Annotated in this window: 12 protein-coding genes; all 12 read right to left on the minus strand. The window is 67.8% G+C overall.

Annotated features, from left to right (window positions below):
- Positions 1-6 precede the first annotated feature (6 nt).
- Complete coding sequence (locus tag QFZ58_RS13225; RefSeq protein WP_307125120.1) at positions 7-1,143, minus strand: hypothetical protein; 1,137 nt, start codon at positions 1,141-1,143, stop codon at positions 7-9.
- A 206-nt stretch (positions 1,144-1,349) separates the two neighbouring features.
- A complete protein-coding gene (locus QFZ58_RS13230; RefSeq protein ID WP_307125121.1) occupies positions 1,350-2,543 on the minus strand; it encodes an ABC transporter ATP-binding protein in 1,194 nt (397 codons plus the stop codon).
- Positions 2,533-3,510: an ABC transporter ATP-binding protein gene (locus tag QFZ58_RS13235; protein WP_307125122.1), complete on the minus strand. Its 978-nt coding sequence runs from the start codon at positions 3,508-3,510 to the stop codon at positions 2,533-2,535. Before QFZ58_RS13235 ends, QFZ58_RS13230 begins: the two co-directional genes overlap by 11 nt.
- 13 nt (positions 3,511-3,523) lie before the next feature.
- Positions 3,524-4,516: an ABC transporter permease gene (locus tag QFZ58_RS13240; RefSeq protein WP_307125123.1), complete on the minus strand. Its 993-nt coding sequence runs from the start codon at positions 4,514-4,516 to the stop codon at positions 3,524-3,526.
- Positions 4,509-5,432, minus strand: coding sequence for an ABC transporter permease (locus tag QFZ58_RS13245; protein WP_307125124.1), 924 nt, complete (start codon positions 5,430-5,432; stop codon positions 4,509-4,511). The genes QFZ58_RS13240 and QFZ58_RS13245 overlap by 8 nt, the downstream gene beginning before the upstream one ends.
- Positions 5,433-5,524: 92 nt before the next feature.
- The gene (locus QFZ58_RS13250) at positions 5,525-7,153 is read right to left on the minus strand and encodes an ABC transporter substrate-binding protein (protein WP_307125125.1); all 1,629 of its coding nucleotides are present in this window, start codon (positions 7,151-7,153) and stop codon (positions 5,525-5,527) included.
- Between the two features lie 178 nt (positions 7,154-7,331).
- A complete protein-coding gene (locus QFZ58_RS13255; protein WP_307125126.1) occupies positions 7,332-8,471 on the minus strand; it encodes an ABC transporter ATP-binding protein in 1,140 nt (379 codons plus the stop codon).
- A complete protein-coding gene (locus QFZ58_RS13260) occupies positions 8,464-9,522 on the minus strand; it encodes an ABC transporter ATP-binding protein (protein WP_307125127.1) in 1,059 nt (352 codons plus the stop codon). Before QFZ58_RS13260 ends, QFZ58_RS13255 begins: the two co-directional genes overlap by 8 nt.
- A gap of 11 nt (positions 9,523-9,533) precedes the next feature.
- Entirely contained in the window at positions 9,534-10,487 is a 954-nt protein-coding gene (locus QFZ58_RS13265; protein WP_307125128.1) for an ABC transporter permease, read from the minus strand.
- Positions 10,480-11,409, minus strand: a complete 930-nt coding sequence (locus QFZ58_RS13270) for an ABC transporter permease (protein WP_307125129.1) — start codon at positions 11,407-11,409, stop codon at positions 10,480-10,482. Before QFZ58_RS13270 ends, QFZ58_RS13265 begins: the two co-directional genes overlap by 8 nt.
- A 120-nt stretch (positions 11,410-11,529) precedes the next feature.
- Positions 11,530-13,149 carry an ABC transporter substrate-binding protein gene (locus tag QFZ58_RS13275; RefSeq protein WP_307125130.1) on the minus strand — a complete coding sequence of 540 codons (1,620 nt, stop codon included), beginning with the start codon at positions 13,147-13,149 and terminating at the stop codon, positions 11,530-11,532.
- 436 nt (positions 13,150-13,585) lie between these two features.
- Complete coding sequence (typA, locus tag QFZ58_RS13280; protein ID WP_307125131.1) at positions 13,586-15,460, minus strand: translational GTPase TypA; 1,875 nt, start codon at positions 15,458-15,460, stop codon at positions 13,586-13,588.
- Between the last annotated feature and the right edge of the window lie 30 nt (positions 15,461-15,490).

The following is a 15,490-nucleotide window of genomic DNA, read 5'->3' on the forward strand; positions in this document are numbered from 1 at the left end:
GCCGCGTCACCAGCCCGGCGGCGGCGACGCGGGCGGCGGGGGCCCGAACCCGCCGCCGGGCTGCCCGCCCTGGGGGTAGCCGTATCCGGGCCCCTGGCCGGGCTGCCCGGTCCCCGGGCGGCCGTAACCGGGCTCGTCCGGGGACGGATAGCCGTACCCGGGACCCTGCGGCGGGTAGCCGTAGCCAGGGCCTTGCGGGGGGTAGCCGTAACCGTCGTGGCCCTGGTCGCGGCCGTCGGCCTCCTCGAGCCCCCTGCGCGCCAGGGCGAGGAGCGCCGTCGCCCCGGTGAGGGCGAGGAGGAACGACGTCAGCACGACGAGCTGGTACTCGGTCCCCAGGTCGCCGAAGCGGTCCAGCAGCTGGTGGTGCTCGGCCCGGGCGATCCCGAACGCCCCCGACACCAGCAGGAATCCCGCGGCGATCATGCCGAGGGGACGGGCGTGGACGGCGCGGAAGAGCGCTGTGGACGCCACCACCAGGCAGATCAGCCCGAGCGCGACACCGCTCCAGCCGGGCGGGGCGCCGGTCAGCTCCACCCGGACGGTGCCGGAGCCGATGAACCAGCCGGGATAGAGCCTGGAGGGGAACGTGAGGAACTGGCGGACCTCCCAGGCGATCAGGACGGCTCCCGAGGCACCGAGCACCAGGAAGGCGGTGACCGCGGCTCCCCGGCCGGGCCGGGTGGGCCGCGGTTCGTAGCCGTCCGTGGGCTGCCGGCGGCCCGCGCTCCCGGTGACGATCAGCGCGAGCGCGGCGGCCAGGGTGACGAAGGTGCCGATCAGCGCGCGGGTCCTCAGCTCGTCGCCGTACCGGCCGTCCATCCAGGAGGCGCCGATGGTCCAGACACCGGGCAGCCGCAGTGCGAACGTGACCACGCCCGTGGCGACCAGCGCCGACGCGGCGACCCGGGAGCGCAGCGCGGCGAACGCGGTGAGGACCTGGACGACGAGCAGGACGAGATCGCCCTGCGACGTGGCGGGAAGCGCCTTCGGCAGGGCGTCGGTGTACCCGGCCCAGTAGCGCAGGAGATCCGGTGGATCGCCGACCGCCCGGAGGTCCCGCACGATCCAGCCCGCGGCGATGACGCCGAGCACGGCGCACAGCACCGCGCCGGTGGTCCTGGCTCCCCGTGTGAGTGTCACCCCAGCGATACTCCACCGCGGTCACCCGTTGGACAAGAGGACCTGTGGGGTGCGGCGGGAACGGGCGACCGGCCGGGGCGACGTGATGAACGCCCCGGCCGGTCCACGGCACCCGCACGGCCGTACGTTCTTCATGGTGGCGGGTTCGTATATCGGTGCGGGAACAGTCGAGTTGCCTCCGCGTTAACGCATGGGCCGCTCCGGCGTCAGAGCGTCTTCCCCTCGTCCCCTTCGCCCGGGTGGCGCGACGGCGCGTCCTCGGGCTCCGGGGTGGCCTGCAGCCCGCCCGGCGGGACCACCTGCTTGTCCTCGGCGAAGTGACAGGCGGAGTCGTGCCGTGCGGGCGTCCGCGTGTCCCGGAGGACCGCCGGTACGGCCAGCAGCGGCACCTCCAGCGCGCACCGCTCCTGCGCCTTCCAGCAGCGCGTGCGGAAGCGGCAGCCCGAGGGGATGTCGGCCGGCGAGGGGACGTCCCCGTGCAGGATGATCCGTTCGCGGTGCTCACGGGCCGCCGGGTCGGGCACCGGGACCGCGGAGAGCAGCGCCTGGGTGTACGGGTGCGTGGGGTGGTCGTAGATCTCCTCGTCCGTACCGATCTCGACGATCCGCCCGAGGTACATGACCCCCACGCGGTCGGAGATGTGCCGGACGATCGACAGGTCGTGCGCGATGAACAGGAAGCTCAGGCTGAACTCCGACTGCAGCCGGTCCAGCAGGTTGACCACCTGGGCCTGGACCGACACGTCGAGCGCGGAGACCGGCTCGTCCGCGACGATGATCTCCGGGTTGAGCGCGAGGCCGCGGGCGATGCCGATGCGCTGGCGCTGACCGCCGGAGAACTGGTGCGGGTACCGGTTGATGTACTCGGGGTTGAGCCCGACGACGTCCAGCAGGTCCTGCACCCTCTGCCGCCGGCTCCCCTTGGGCGCCACCTCGGGGTGGATCTCGTACGGCTCCCCGATGATGTCGCCGACCGTCATGCGCGGGTTCAGTGAGGTGTACGGGTCCTGGAACACCATCTGGATGTTGCGGCGCACGGCCTTCAGCGCACGGCCGGACAGCTTGGTGACGTCCTCGCCCTTGTAGCGGATCGCACCCCCCGTGGGCGGCTCCAGGTGCACGAGCATCTTGGCGACGGTCGACTTTCCGCAGCCTGACTCCCCCACGATGCCGAGCGTCTCGCCCGCCGCCAGGTCGAAGTCGACGCCGTCGACGGCCTTGACGGCGCCGATGTGCTTCTTGAAGAGGATGCCCCGGGTCAGCGGGTAGTGCTTGACCAGGCCGCGCACCTCCAGGATCGGGTCGCCCCCGGCGTGGGGCCGGGGGCGGCCTGGCTCCGGCCCCTCGGCCGGCGTGGAGCTCCCGGGGCCGCCGGCCCGCCTCACGTCGTCAGCGCTCATCGAGCGTCTCCTTCCAGAAGTGGCAGGCGCTCCGGCGTTCCTCGGACACGGTGTACAGCGGCGGCACGTCCGTACGGCAGACGTCCCGTGCCTGCGGGCAGCGGGGGTGGAAGGCGCACCCCGGCGGGATGTGCAGCAGGTTGGGCGGCAGCCCCTTGATCGCGTAGAGCTCCTGCCCCTTCTGGTCCAGTCGCGGGATCGAGCGGAGGAGGCCCTTGGTGTACGGGTGGGCTGGCGCCTGGTAGATGGCGTGGACGGGTGAGGTCTCGACGATCCGGCCGGCGTACATCACGGCGATCTTGTCGGCGACGTCGGCCACCACTCCGAGGTCGTGGGTGATGAGGATGAGCCCCATGCCGAGCTCGCGCTGCAGTTCCGCGAGGAGTTCCATCACCTGGGCCTGGACCGTCACGTCGAGGGCGGTGGTCGGTTCGTCGGCGATGATCAGCGAGGGTTCCAGCGCCATCGCCATGGCGATCATGATGCGCTGGCGCATGCCGCCGGAGAACTGGTGGGGGAAGTTCCCGATCCGCTGCTTGGCCGCGGGGATGCGCACCCTGTCCATCAGTTCGACGGCCTTGGCCTTCGCGTCCTTGCGGGACATCCCGCGGTGCACGACGAACATCTCGCCGAGCTGGTCGCCGACGCTGAGCACCGGGTTCAGCGAGGACAGGGCGTCCTGGAAGATCATGGCCATCTCCTGGCCGCGGACCTTGCGCCGTTCCTCGGCCTTGAGCTTCAGCAGATCGCGGTCCTTGAAGAAGATCTCGCCGCCGCTGATCTTCCCGGGCGGCATGTCGAGGATGCCCATGATCGCCTGCGCGGTGACCGACTTGCCGGAGCCGGACTCCCCCAGGACGGCGAGCGTCTCGCCCTCGGCCACCGAGTAGTTGACCCCGTTGACGGCCTTGGCCACCCCGTCCCGGGTGTGGAACTCCACGTGCAGATCGCGCACTTCGAGCAACATGGCAGCGGGCTCCTCAGCGCAGCTTGGGGTCCAGGGCGTCGCGCACCGCGTCGCCGAGCATGATGAAGGCGAGCACCGTGACCGCCAGGGCACCGGCGGGCCAGAGCAGCATGTGCGGCGCGTTGCGGATGTACTGGGAGGCGGCGGAGATGTCGATGCCCCAGGAGACGGCCGGCGGTTTCAGGCCGACGCCGAGGTAGGAGAGGGTCGCCTCCAGGGAGATGTAGGTGCCCAGTGCGATGGTCGCGACGACGATCACGGGGGCGATCGCGTTGGGCATGATGTGCCGCAGCATCATGCGTGAGTTGGAGGCGCCCAGCGCCCGGGCGGCCTGCACGTAGTCGTTCTGCTTGGCAGTGATGACGGAGCCCCGTGCGATGCGGGCGATCTGGGGCCAGCCCAGCAGCACGATGAAGCCGATCACGGGCCAGACCGTGGAACTCGTGACCACGGAGAGGAAGACCAGCCCGCCCAGGACCACCGGGATGCCGAAGAAGACGTCCGTGAGGCGGGAGAGCACCGCGTCCCACGCACCTCCGAAGAAGCCCGCGAGACCGCCCAGCACTCCGCCGAGCAGCGAGACGCCGAGCGTGGAGCAGACGCCCACGGTCACCGAGGTCCGCGCCCCGTAGACGGTGCGGGTGTAGACGTCGCAGCCCTGTCCGTCGAAGCCGAAGGGGTGGCCCGGCTGGGAGCTCTCCTGGGCCTTGGCCAGGTCGCAGTCGAGGGGGTCCTGGTCGGTGATCAGCGAGGGCCAGATCGAGATGATCACCAGGAAGAGGATGATCAGACCGGAGATGATGAAGACCGGGTTGCGCCGCAGGTCGCGCCAGGCGTCGGACCACAGGCTGCGCGGCTTGCCTCCGGGCCCGGTGCCTTCGGGGCCGCCGGGCGTCTTCTCCAGCGTGGTGCCCTCGTCCATGGCGAGGTCCATGGCTCCGCCCGCCCCGGCCCCCGAGATGGCTCCGCCCCCCGTCGCGTCGTCCCACGGCTGCTGCTCAGGCATAGCGGATCCTCGGGTCGAGTACGGCGTACAAGAGGTCGACGATCAGGTTCGCGGCCAGGAAGACGAGGACCAGGACGGTGACGAAACCGACGACGGTCTGGGAGTTCTGCCGCAGGATGCCCTGGTAGAGCTGGTAGCCGACTCCGTGGATGTTGAAGATGCGCTCGGTGACGATCGCCCCGCCCATCAGCGCACCCACGTCCGTGCCGATGAAGGTGACGACGGGGATGAGGGAGTTGCGCAGCAGGTGCCGCACGACGACCCGCCGCCGGGGCAGGCCCTTGGCCACGGCGGTACGGACGTAGTCGGCGCGGGCGTTCTCGGCGATCGAGGTCCGGGTGAGCCGGGTGACGTAGGCCAGCGAGACGGAGGCCAGGACCAGCCCGGGCAGGATCAGCTCGTCGACGGGCGCCTCCGGGGAGACGGACGGCTTGATCACGCCCCACTTCACCCCGAGGAGGAGCTGGAGCAGCAGGCCGGTGACGAACGTCGGCACGGCGATGACGACCAGGGTCAGGATCAGCACCCCGGTGTCGACGGGCCGCCCGCGGCGCAGTCCGGTGACGACGCCGAGGCTGATGCCGATGACGATCTCGAAGACGATCGCGATGACGGTGAGCCGGATGGTGATGGGGAAGGCGGTCGCCATCAGTTCGGTGACCTCCTGCCCGTTGAACGCGGTGCCGAAGTCCCCGGTGAAGATGTTGCCCATGTAGGTCAGGTACTGCTGCCAGACGGGCTTGTCGAGGCCGAACTCCGTGCGCAGCTGGGCGGCGGTCGCCGGATCGCACTGGCGGTCGCCGCAGAGGCCCGCGATGGGGTCGCCCATCACGTTCACCATGAGGAAGATCAGCAGCGTGGTGCCGATGAAGACCGGGATCATCTGCAGCAGCCGCCGGATCACATAACGTCCCATGAAGGGCTCCGGGGGTCGGGGCGAACTGGCGGAGGGACGGATGCCGGGCGGCCGGTGCGCGGCTGCCGCACCGGCCGCCCGGTTTCAGCGGGTCACTTGACCTTGATCCGGTCGTACACCGGGACGCTGAACGGGTTGAGCGAGACGTTCTCGACCCGGTCCGAGTAGCCGGCGCTCCCGTTCTGGTACCAGAGCGGGATGACGGGCATCTGCTCGACGAGGACCTTCTCCGCGTCCTGGAAGGTGGTGACGGCCTGCGCCTTGTCGCTCTCGGCGTTGGCCTTGTCGACCAGGTCGTCGAACTTCTTGTTGCTCCACTTGCCGTCGTTGGACGAGGCGTTCGTGTAGTAGAGCGGCTGGAGGAAGTTCTGGATCAGTGGGTAGTCCATCTGCCAGCCCGCACGCCAGGCGCCCGTCAGCTTCTGGGTGGAGACCTGGCTGCGGAAGTCGGCGAAGGTGCCGACCGGCGCGCCGACGCAGGCCTTGTTGTTGCCCATGACGTTGTTGATGCTGTTGCAGACGGCGTCCACCCACTCCTTGTGGGAGCCGGTGTCGGCGTTGTACGAGACCTTGAGCTGGCCGCCGGGGATGCCGCCGCCCTCCTCGATCAGCTTCTTCGCCGCGGCCTTGTCGTACACGCACGGGGAGCCGCACAGGCCTTCCTTGAAGCCGCCCTCCTTGCCGAGGACCGGAGAGGTCCAGTCGGAGGCGGGGGTGCGCGTCTTCTGGAAGATCTGGCTCGTGATCTGCTCGCGGTTGATCGCCATCGACAGGCCCTGACGGACCTTGATCGCCTTCGGGGTGTCCCATGCCTTCACGTAGAAGGGGAAGGCGAGCGTCTGGATGATGCCGGCCGGGGTGTTGATGTACCGGTCACCCAGGTCCGCCCGGACGTTCTTGAGCTGCGAGGCGGGCACGTCGTCGACCAGGTCGAGGTTGCCCGCCGTCAGGTCGGTGTAGGCGGTGTTGTTGTCGGTGTAGACCTTGAGGTCGATACCGCCGTTCTGCGCCTTGTCCGCGCCGGGGTACTTGTCCCACCTGCGCAGGTTCATCGAGGAGCCCTTGGCGTAGTCCTCGATGGTGTACGGGCCGTTGCCCACCGGCTTGGAGAGCCAGGCGTCGTGGTCGGTGTAGAAGGTCTTGGGCAGCGGCACGAAGGCCGCGTAGCCGAGGGTGTCGGGCCAGAGCGAGAACTTCTGCGACAGCTGGGCCGTGAAGGTCGTGTCGTTGACGACCTTCAGGCCGGACAGCTTGTCCCCGGTGGCCGAGCCCGACTCGGGGTGGACCTTGTCGTAGCCGTCGATGTACTGGAAGAAGTACGCGTTCTTCTGGTTGTTCTTCAGCGCGGCGCCGTAGTTCCAGGCGTCCACGAAGGACTGCGCCGTGACCTTCTCGCCGTTGCTGAAGGTCCAGTTGTCCTTGATCGTGATCGTGAACTTCTGCGAGTCCGCCGACGTGATCTTCTCGGCGATCTCGTTCTTGGCCTCACCGGTCTTGGGGTCGTAACGCACCAGACCGCGGAACACCATGTCGAGGACCTTGCCGCCCTGCACCTCGTTGGTGTTGGCGGGCTCCAGCGGGTTCTGCGGGTCCCCCCAGGAGGAGCTCACGATCCCGTCGGCGCCACCACCGCTGCCGTCGCCCCCGCCGCCGCAGGCCGTCGCTGCCAGGGCTACGGCGACCGCGCATGCGGCCCACCTCACCTGTGTGGCTCCGCGCATGGAGTGCCTCCTAGGATTCCCTTGAGTAGCTCAATGCCCCATATCACCCCATGTGACGGTATGACGCATGTTCATGTCCTCCGTACGGGAACCGCGGACGCACGAAGGCGCCCGGCCCCTCCATGGGGCCGGACGCCTTCCGTTCGGCGCGTCGGTGAGCTGCGCCGCGTGCACCGGGCTAGCTGACCAGAACGGACTTCTCCTCGGCGAAGTGGCACGCCGACTCGTGCGCCGCGGGCGTGTCCGAGGCCTTGAAGCGCTCGGGTACGGCCAGCAGCGGCACCTCGGTGGCGCACTTGTCCTGGGCCTTCCAGCACCGCGTGCGGAAGCGGCAGCCCGACGGCGGGTTCGCCGGCGACGGGACGTCACCGGAGAGGATGATCCGATCGCGGCCCTCACGGGCATCGGGGTCCGGGACCGGGACCGCCGACAGCAGCGCCTGGGTGTAGGGGTGCGTCGGGTGGTCGTAGATCTGCGTGTCCGTACCGATCTCGGCCATCTTGCCGAGGTACATGACGCCGACCCGGTCGGAGATGTGCCGGACGATCGACAGGTCGTGCGCGATGAAGAGGTAGGACAGGTTGAACTCGTCCTGGAGCTTCTCCATCAGGTTGATGACCTGGGCCTGGACCGACACGTCGAGCGCGGAGACCGGCTCGTCGCAGATGATGATCTCCGGGTTGAGCGCGAGGCCGCGGGCGATGCCGATGCGCTGGCGCTGACCGCCGGAGAACTGGTGCGGGTACCGGTTGATGTACTCGGGGTTGAGCCCGACGACGTCCAGCAGGTCCTGCACCCTCTGCCGCCGGCTCCCCTTGGGCGCCACCTCGGGGTGGATCTCGAAGGGCTCCCCGATGATGTCGCCGACCGTCATGCGCGGGTTCAGCGAGGTGTACGGGTCCTGGAACACCATCTGGATGTTGCGGCGCACGGCCTTCAGCGCACGGCCGGACAGCCTGGTGATGTCCTGGCCCTTGTAGAAGACCTCACCGGCGGTGGCCCGCTCGAGGGTCATCAGGAGCTTGGCGACCGTGGACTTGCCGCAGCCGGACTCACCGACGATCCCGAGGGTCTCGCCCGCGTACAGGTCGAACGAGATGCCGTCGACGGCCTTCACGGCGCCGACCTGCTTCTTGAACAGGATGCCCTGGGTCAGGGGGAAGTGCTTGACCAGGTTGCGCACCTGGAGGATCGGCTCCCCCTGCGACACCGGGGCGTCGATGGCGGCCACGGCCTCCGCCTCGGTGGCCGCGTTGACCGTCCCCACCTCGGTGACGTTCGGGGTGGCGTCCACGGACTCCTTCTCGAGGTCAGCCATGGATCGTCTCCTTCCAGAAGTGGCACGCGCTGCCGCGGCCGGCCAGCTCGGTGCCGTCCCGCTCGGTCACCGGAAGCAGTGCCGGGACGTCCGTACGGCAGATGTCCTGCGCCATGGTGCAGCGCGGGTTGAAGGCACAGCCCGAGGGGACGTGCAGCAGGTTGGGCGGCAGCCCCTTGATCGCGTAGAGCTCCTGCCCCTTCTGGTCCAGCCGCGGGATCGACTCCAGAAGACCCTTGGTGTACGGATGCGCGGGGCGCTTGTAGATCTCGTGGACCGGGGCGGTCTCGACGATCCGGCCCGCGTACATCACGGCGATCTTGTCGGCGACGTCGGCGACGACGCCGAGGTCGTGCGTGATCAGGATCAGGCCCATGTTGAAGTCGCGCTGGAGCTCCGCGAGCAGGTCCATGACCTGTGCCTGGACGGTCACGTCGAGCGCCGTGGTGGGCTCGTCCGCGATGATCAGGTCTGGTTCCAGGGCGAGCGCCATCGCGATCATGATGCGCTGGCGCATACCGCCGGAGAACTGGTGCGGGTAGTCGTTGACCCGCTCCTTCGCCGCCGGGATGCGCACCCGGTCCATCAGGCCGATGGCCTTGGCCTTGGCGTCCTTCTTGGACAGGCCCTGGTGCACACGGAACATCTCGCCGAGCTGGTAGCCCACGGAGAGGACCGGGTTGAGCGAGGAGAGCGCGTCCTGGAAGATCATCGCGATCTTCCGGCCGCGGATCTGCCGGCGTTCCTCGTTGGACATCTTGAGCATGTCCTGGCCGCGGAAGAGGATTTCACCCTTCGGGATGCGGCCCGGAGGCATGTCCAGGATGCCCATGATCGCCTGCGCGGTCACGGACTTGCCGGAGCCGGACTCGCCGAGCACGGCGAGGGTCTCGCCCGCGCTGACGTTGTAGTTGACCCCGTTGACGGCCTTGGCCACGCCGTCACGGGTGTGGAACTCCACGTGCAGATCGCGGACTTCGAGCAGCGGACCGCTCTCGTCCTCGGAACCACGCGGAGCAGGAACATCCGCCGTCTTGTCGATGATGGTCATGTACGCCTCCCTCAGCGCAGCTTGGGGTCGAGGGCGTTGCGTACCGCATCGCCGAGCATGATGAACGCCAGGACGGTGATCGACACCATGACCGACGGAATGATCAGTACGAAGGCCGCGTTACGCAGCTGCTCCTGGCCGGAGGAGATGTCGACACCCCACGAGACGGTCGGTTCGGCGAGACCGATGCCCAGGAAGGACAGGGTGGCCTCGGCCGAGATGTAGCCGCCGAGCGCGATGGTCGCCACGACGATCACGGGCGCGATCGCGTTGGGCAGGATGTGACGGAGCAGGATGCGGGTGGTCGAGGCGCCGAGCGCCTTGGCCGCCATCACGTAGTCGGCCTGCTTGATCGTCAGGACGGAACCGCGTGCGACGCGGGCGATCTGGGTCCAGCCGAGGAAGGCCAGGGCCAGGATGACGACCCAGACGTGCCGCTCCTCGAACGAGGTCAGGACGACCATGGCACCGAGGATGAACGGGACGCCGAAGAAGATGTCGGTGACCCGGGAGAGCAGCGTGTCGATCCAGCCGCCGAAGTAGCCGGCCAGCATGCCGACCACGGTGCCCAGGACGGTGACGAGCGCGGTGACGACGACGGCGACCATGATCGAGGCACGGGCGCCGTAGACGACACGCGCGTAGATCGAGCGGCCCTGGATGTCGTAGCCGAACCAGTCCTCCTGGAAGAAGTTCCCCCACTTGGGCTTCTGCAGGTAGTGGTGGGCCAGGTCCGCGTAGCGCGGGTTCGCGGACGTGAACAGGCCCGGGAACACCGCCATCACCAGCAGGAAGACGATCAGGATGGCCGATATGACGAACAGCGGGCTGCGCCGCAGGTCGTGCCAGGCGTCCGACCACAGGCTGCGGGGCTTGCCCGCGTCACCCGCCTTGGTCTCGGGGGCCTGTACGGCCGCGCCCTCGACGGTCGGGTCCGGAGTGGTTTCCTTGAGCACCTCAGGCATAACGGATCCTCGGGTCCAGGACCGCGTAGAGCAGGTCGACGAGCAGGCTGGTGACGAGATAGACGATGACGATCAGCGTCACGATGCCGACGACCGTGGCGCCCTCGCGGTGCTGGAGCGCGCCGAACACGGCCCGGCCGACACCCTGGACGTTGAAGATGCCTTCCGTCACGACCGCACCGCCGAGCAGCGCGCCGAGGTCGGTGCCGAGGAAGGTGACCACGGGGATCATCGAGTTGCGCATGAGGTGCACCCCGACGACGCGGCGTCGCGGCAGCCCCTTGGCCACAGCGGTCCGCATGTAGTCGGCGCGCAGGTTCTCCGCCACCGACGTACGGGTCAGCCGTGCGACGTAGGCGAGTGACAGCGACCCGAGGACGACAGCGGGAAGGAACAGCTCGCTCCAGTTCGCTTCCGCGCTCACGTTGGGATCGACCCAGCCGAGCTGGAAGGCGAAGAAGTACTGGCCGAGGAAGCCGAGTACGAACGAGGGCACCGAGATGAGCAGGAGCGTCAGGATGAGCAGACCGCGGTCGCGAAGGGTGTCGGCCTTCAGACCGGCGAAGACGCCCATGGAGATGCCGACGAGGACCGTGAAGAGGAAGGCAAACAGAGCCAGCCGGATCGTGATCGGGAACGCGTCCGCGATGGTGTCGGCCACCGGTCGTCCACTGGCGATCTCCGTACCGAAGTCACCCTGGAACAGGCCCGTGAGGTAGTTCCAGTACTGGTGCCAGAGCGGCAGGTCGAGACCGAGGTCCTTCTTCATGGCCGCGATCTGTACCGGGTCGACGGTTTGTTCGCCTGCGAGCGCGCGCACGGGATCGCCGGGCAGCGCGTACATCATGGCGAAGACCAGCAAGGTGGACCCGAGGAAGACCGGGATCATCTGGAGCAGTCGCCGCGCGACATAACGCCCCATGTTTGCCTCCGATAGGGATAATGCAGCCCAGGGACCGCCCTCCGGATAGGGAGAGCGGCCCCCGGGACCTACTGCCTGGTGTGGGCGGCTGATGGCCGAGTGGGGGCCCTCAGGCGTGTGTTACTTGACGGTGACGTCCGTCATGACGTAGTCGCCGCGGTAGTCGATGGCGACGTTGTCGACCGACTTCGAGTAGCCGCCGTTGATCTTGTAGTTCCAGAGCGGGATCGCCGGCATCTTCTGCAGGACGAGCTTCTCCGCCTCCTGGTACGCCTTGATCGACTCGTCGAGGGACGCCGCGTTGTCGCCCTTCTTGAACGCCGCGTCGACGTCCTTGTCGGAGAACCGGCCGTTGTTGGCCTCGGCGGTGGTGCCGTACAGCTCGCGCATGAAGTTGACGTTCAGCGGGTAGTCGGCCACCCAGCCACCGCGGTACATCGACTTGACCTGGTTGTTGTCACGCGCTTCCAGGTCGGTCTGGAAGTCCGGCTTGGCGTCCGGGATGCAGTCGACCCCGGTCGAGTTGCGGATGGACTCGCAGACAGCGGTCACCCACTCCTTGTGGCCGCCGTCGGCGTTGTACTGGATCCAGAGCTTGTTGTCCGGAACGCCGCCGCCTTCCTTGATGAGCTGCTTGGCCTTGGCCGGGTCGAACTTGAACACGTCGGTGTCCAGGTGCTGGTTGCCCGCGACGCCCGGGGGCGTGAAGCTGGTGGCGGGCTCACGGGTGCCGTTGAGCACGGTCTTGGTGATCGTCGCGCGGTCGATACCCATCGACAGACCCTGGAGGACCTTCGGGTCGATGCCCTTGAAGGTCTTCGAGTAGAACGTCGGGACGATCGACTGCACGGCCGCGTACGGCTGGTCGACCACGCGGTCACCGAGGTCCGTCTTGTACTTCGGCAGGTCCTTCGGGCCGATCTGACGGATCATGTCCAGGTTGCCGGACAGGAGGTCCTGGTACGCGGCCTCGACGGTCGCGTAGTTCTTGAACAGGAGGCCCTTGTTCTTGGCCTTGTTCGGGCCCTGGTAGTCAGGGTTGGCCTTGACCTGGATGAGCTTCTTGTGGTCCCACTTCTCGAAGACGTAGGGACCGTTGCCGACCGGCGCCTGGCCGAACGCCTTGGTGTCCTTGTAGAACACCTCCGGCAGCGGGGCGAAGGTGTAGTAACCGAGCTTGTACTCGAAGTACGGGACCGGCTTGTCGAGCTCGATCGTGAAGGTCGTGTCGTCGACCGCCTTCAGACCGGACATCTCCGTGGCCTTGGGGTCACCCTTCTCCGGGTGGACGTCCGCATAGCCCTTGATGTCCTCGAACCAGAAGGAGTTCTGCTGGGCGTTCTTGACGTTGGCGTACCAGTTCCACGCCTTGATGTAGGACGCGGCGGTGACCGGGGTGCCGTCGTGGAACTTCCAGCCGGGCTTGAGCTTGACCGTCCAGGTCTTGTTGTCCTCCGACTTCACGGACTCGGCGTTCGTGTAGACGATCTTGCCCTCGCCGTCGAACTCCAGGAGCTGGGTGAACAGCGCCTGGATGACGTAGCTGCCGAGCGACTCGTTGGTGTCGGCCGGGATCAGGGGCTTCTGCGGCTCGCCGACGTCGACGGAGACATAGCCCTCGGGCTTGCCCTTCTCCTTCGAAGCCGAGTCGCTGTCGTCACTGCCGCCGCCACAGGCGGTCGCGGCCAGGGCGATGATTGCCGCTCCCGCGACCCACTTGGCGCTCTTGGCACCGCGCATGGGTTTCCTCCTCATGAGTCCACTTTTGACTACAAGAGGGGCACTGCAGAGATCCACCGACACCCCTGACGGTGATCGTTTCCAGTGCCCCGAGTGTGCTCGTGAGTCCGCACTCCCCACAGTGCGTCGACCCATTGACCCGAGCTCAATGGAGCCAACTATTAAGGAACACCGGGCTGTAAACCACACTTAAAGGGTCTCGGTTTGACAACATCAGGAAGGCATGGTTGCCCGAAATCCGGACAAAGTGATCCCAGACAGACACCCCCGAAACGGACCGTTAACACATGTTCCGGAGAGCGACGCCCGATAACCGGACACCTCGGTCAGAAAAACTGTTTGACGAAAGGCCCGGGCCCCCACAGTGTCTGCGGGGGCCCGGGCCTCGTGTCAGCAGCAGGGCCTGACGGTTCGTCGGCCGGAGCCGGCGGTCCGGTCAGCCGTTCTTCGCGCGCGAAGCCGTGCGGCCACGCTGCTTGGCGTCCAGGACGACCTTGCGGATACGGACCGTCTCCGGGGTCACCTCGATGCACTCGTCCTCGCGGCAGAACTCCAGCGACTGCTCCAGGGAGAGCCTGCGGGCGGGCACCACGTTCTCGGTGGTGTCCGCGGAAGCCGCACGCATGTTGGTGAGCTTCTTCTCCTTGGTGATGTTCACGTCCATGTCGTCGGCGCGCGAGTTCTCGCCGATGATCATGCCCTCGTAGACCTCGGTGCCGGCCTCGGTGAAGATGACACCGCGCTCCTGGAGGTTGACCATCGCGAACGGCGTCACCGTGCCCGAACGGTCGGCGACCAGGGAGCCGTTGTGACGGGTGCGCAGCTCGCCGAACCACGGCTCGTGGCCCTCGAAGATGGAGTGCGCGATGCCCGTGCCGCGGGTCTGCGTCAGGAACTCCGTACGGAAGCCGATGAGGCCGCGGGAGGGGACGATCCACTCCATGCGGACCCAGCCCGAACCGTGGTTCGTCATCGTCTCCATGCGGCCCTTGCGGGTCGCCATCAGCTGGGTGATGGCACCGAGGTGCTCCTCGGGGGAGTCGATGGTCATGCGCTCGATCGGCTCGTGCGTCTTGCCGTCGATCTGCTTGGTGACGACCTCCGGCTTGCCGACCGTCAGCTCGAAGCCCTCACGGCGCATCTGCTCGACCAGGATCGCCAGCGCGAGCTCACCACGGCCCTGGACCTCCCAGGCGTCGGGGCGCTCGGTGTCCAGGACGCGGAGCGAGACGTTACCGATCAGCTCGCGGTCCAGACGGTCCTTCACCTGACGGGCAGTGACCTTGTGGCCCTTGCCGCCCTTGCCGACGAGCGGCGAGGTGTTCGTGCCGATGGTCATGGAGATGGCCGGCTCGTCGACCGTGATCAGCGGGAGCGCGATCGGGTTCTCCGGGTCGGCCAGGGTCTCGCCGATCATGATGTCCGGGAAACCGGCGACGGCGCAGATGTCACCGGGGCCCGCCTTCTCGGCCGGCTTGCGGGTGAGGGCCTCGGTCATGAGGAGCTCGGTGATGCGCACGTTGGAGATCGTGCCGTCACGCTTGATCCAGGCGACCGTCTGGCCCTTGCGCAGCTCGCCCTGCTCGACGCGGCACAGCGCGATGCGGCCGAGGAAGTTGTCGGCGTCGAGGTTGGTGACGTGGGCCTGGAGCGGAGCCTCTTCGTCGTACTCGGGAGCCGGGACCGTGGAGAGGATGGTCGTGAAGAACGGCTCCAGGCTGTCGCTGTCCGCCGGGACGGTGCCGTCCTCGGGCTTGGTCAGCGACGCGACGCCGTCACGGGCGCAGGCGTAGACGATCGGGAACTCGATCTGGTCCTCGTCGGCGTCCAGGTCCAGGAAGAGGTCGTAGGTCTCGTCGATGACCTCGGCGATCCGGGAGTCCGGGCGGTCCGTCTTGTTGATGCAGAGGATGACCGGCAGCTTGGCCGTCAGCGCCTTGCGGAGCACGAAGCGGGTCTGCGGGAGCGGGCCCTCGGAGGCGTCGACCAGCAGGACGACCGCGTCCACCATCGACAGACCGCGCTCGACCTCGCCGCCGAAGTCGGCGTGGCCGGGGGTGTCGATGATGTTGATCGTGATCGGGTCCCCGCCGTCCTTGGGGTGATACTTCACCGCCGTGTTCTTGGCGAGGATCGTGATGCCCTTCTCACGCTCCAGGTCGTTCGAGTCCATCATGCGTTCGTCGAGGTTCTCGGCCGCGTGCGCCGCGAAGGCGCCCGCCTGCTTGAGCATGGCGTCGACCAGCGTGGTCTTGCCGTGGTCGACGTGGGCGACGATGGCTACGTTACGGATGTCGTGGCGCGTGGGCATGGGTGGCTTGCGCTTCTCTCGCTCGGGGAT

The sequence above is a fragment of the Streptomyces sp. B1I3 genome (genome assembly GCF_030816615.1).
Lineage (GTDB): Bacteria > Actinomycetota > Actinomycetes > Streptomycetales > Streptomycetaceae > Streptomyces.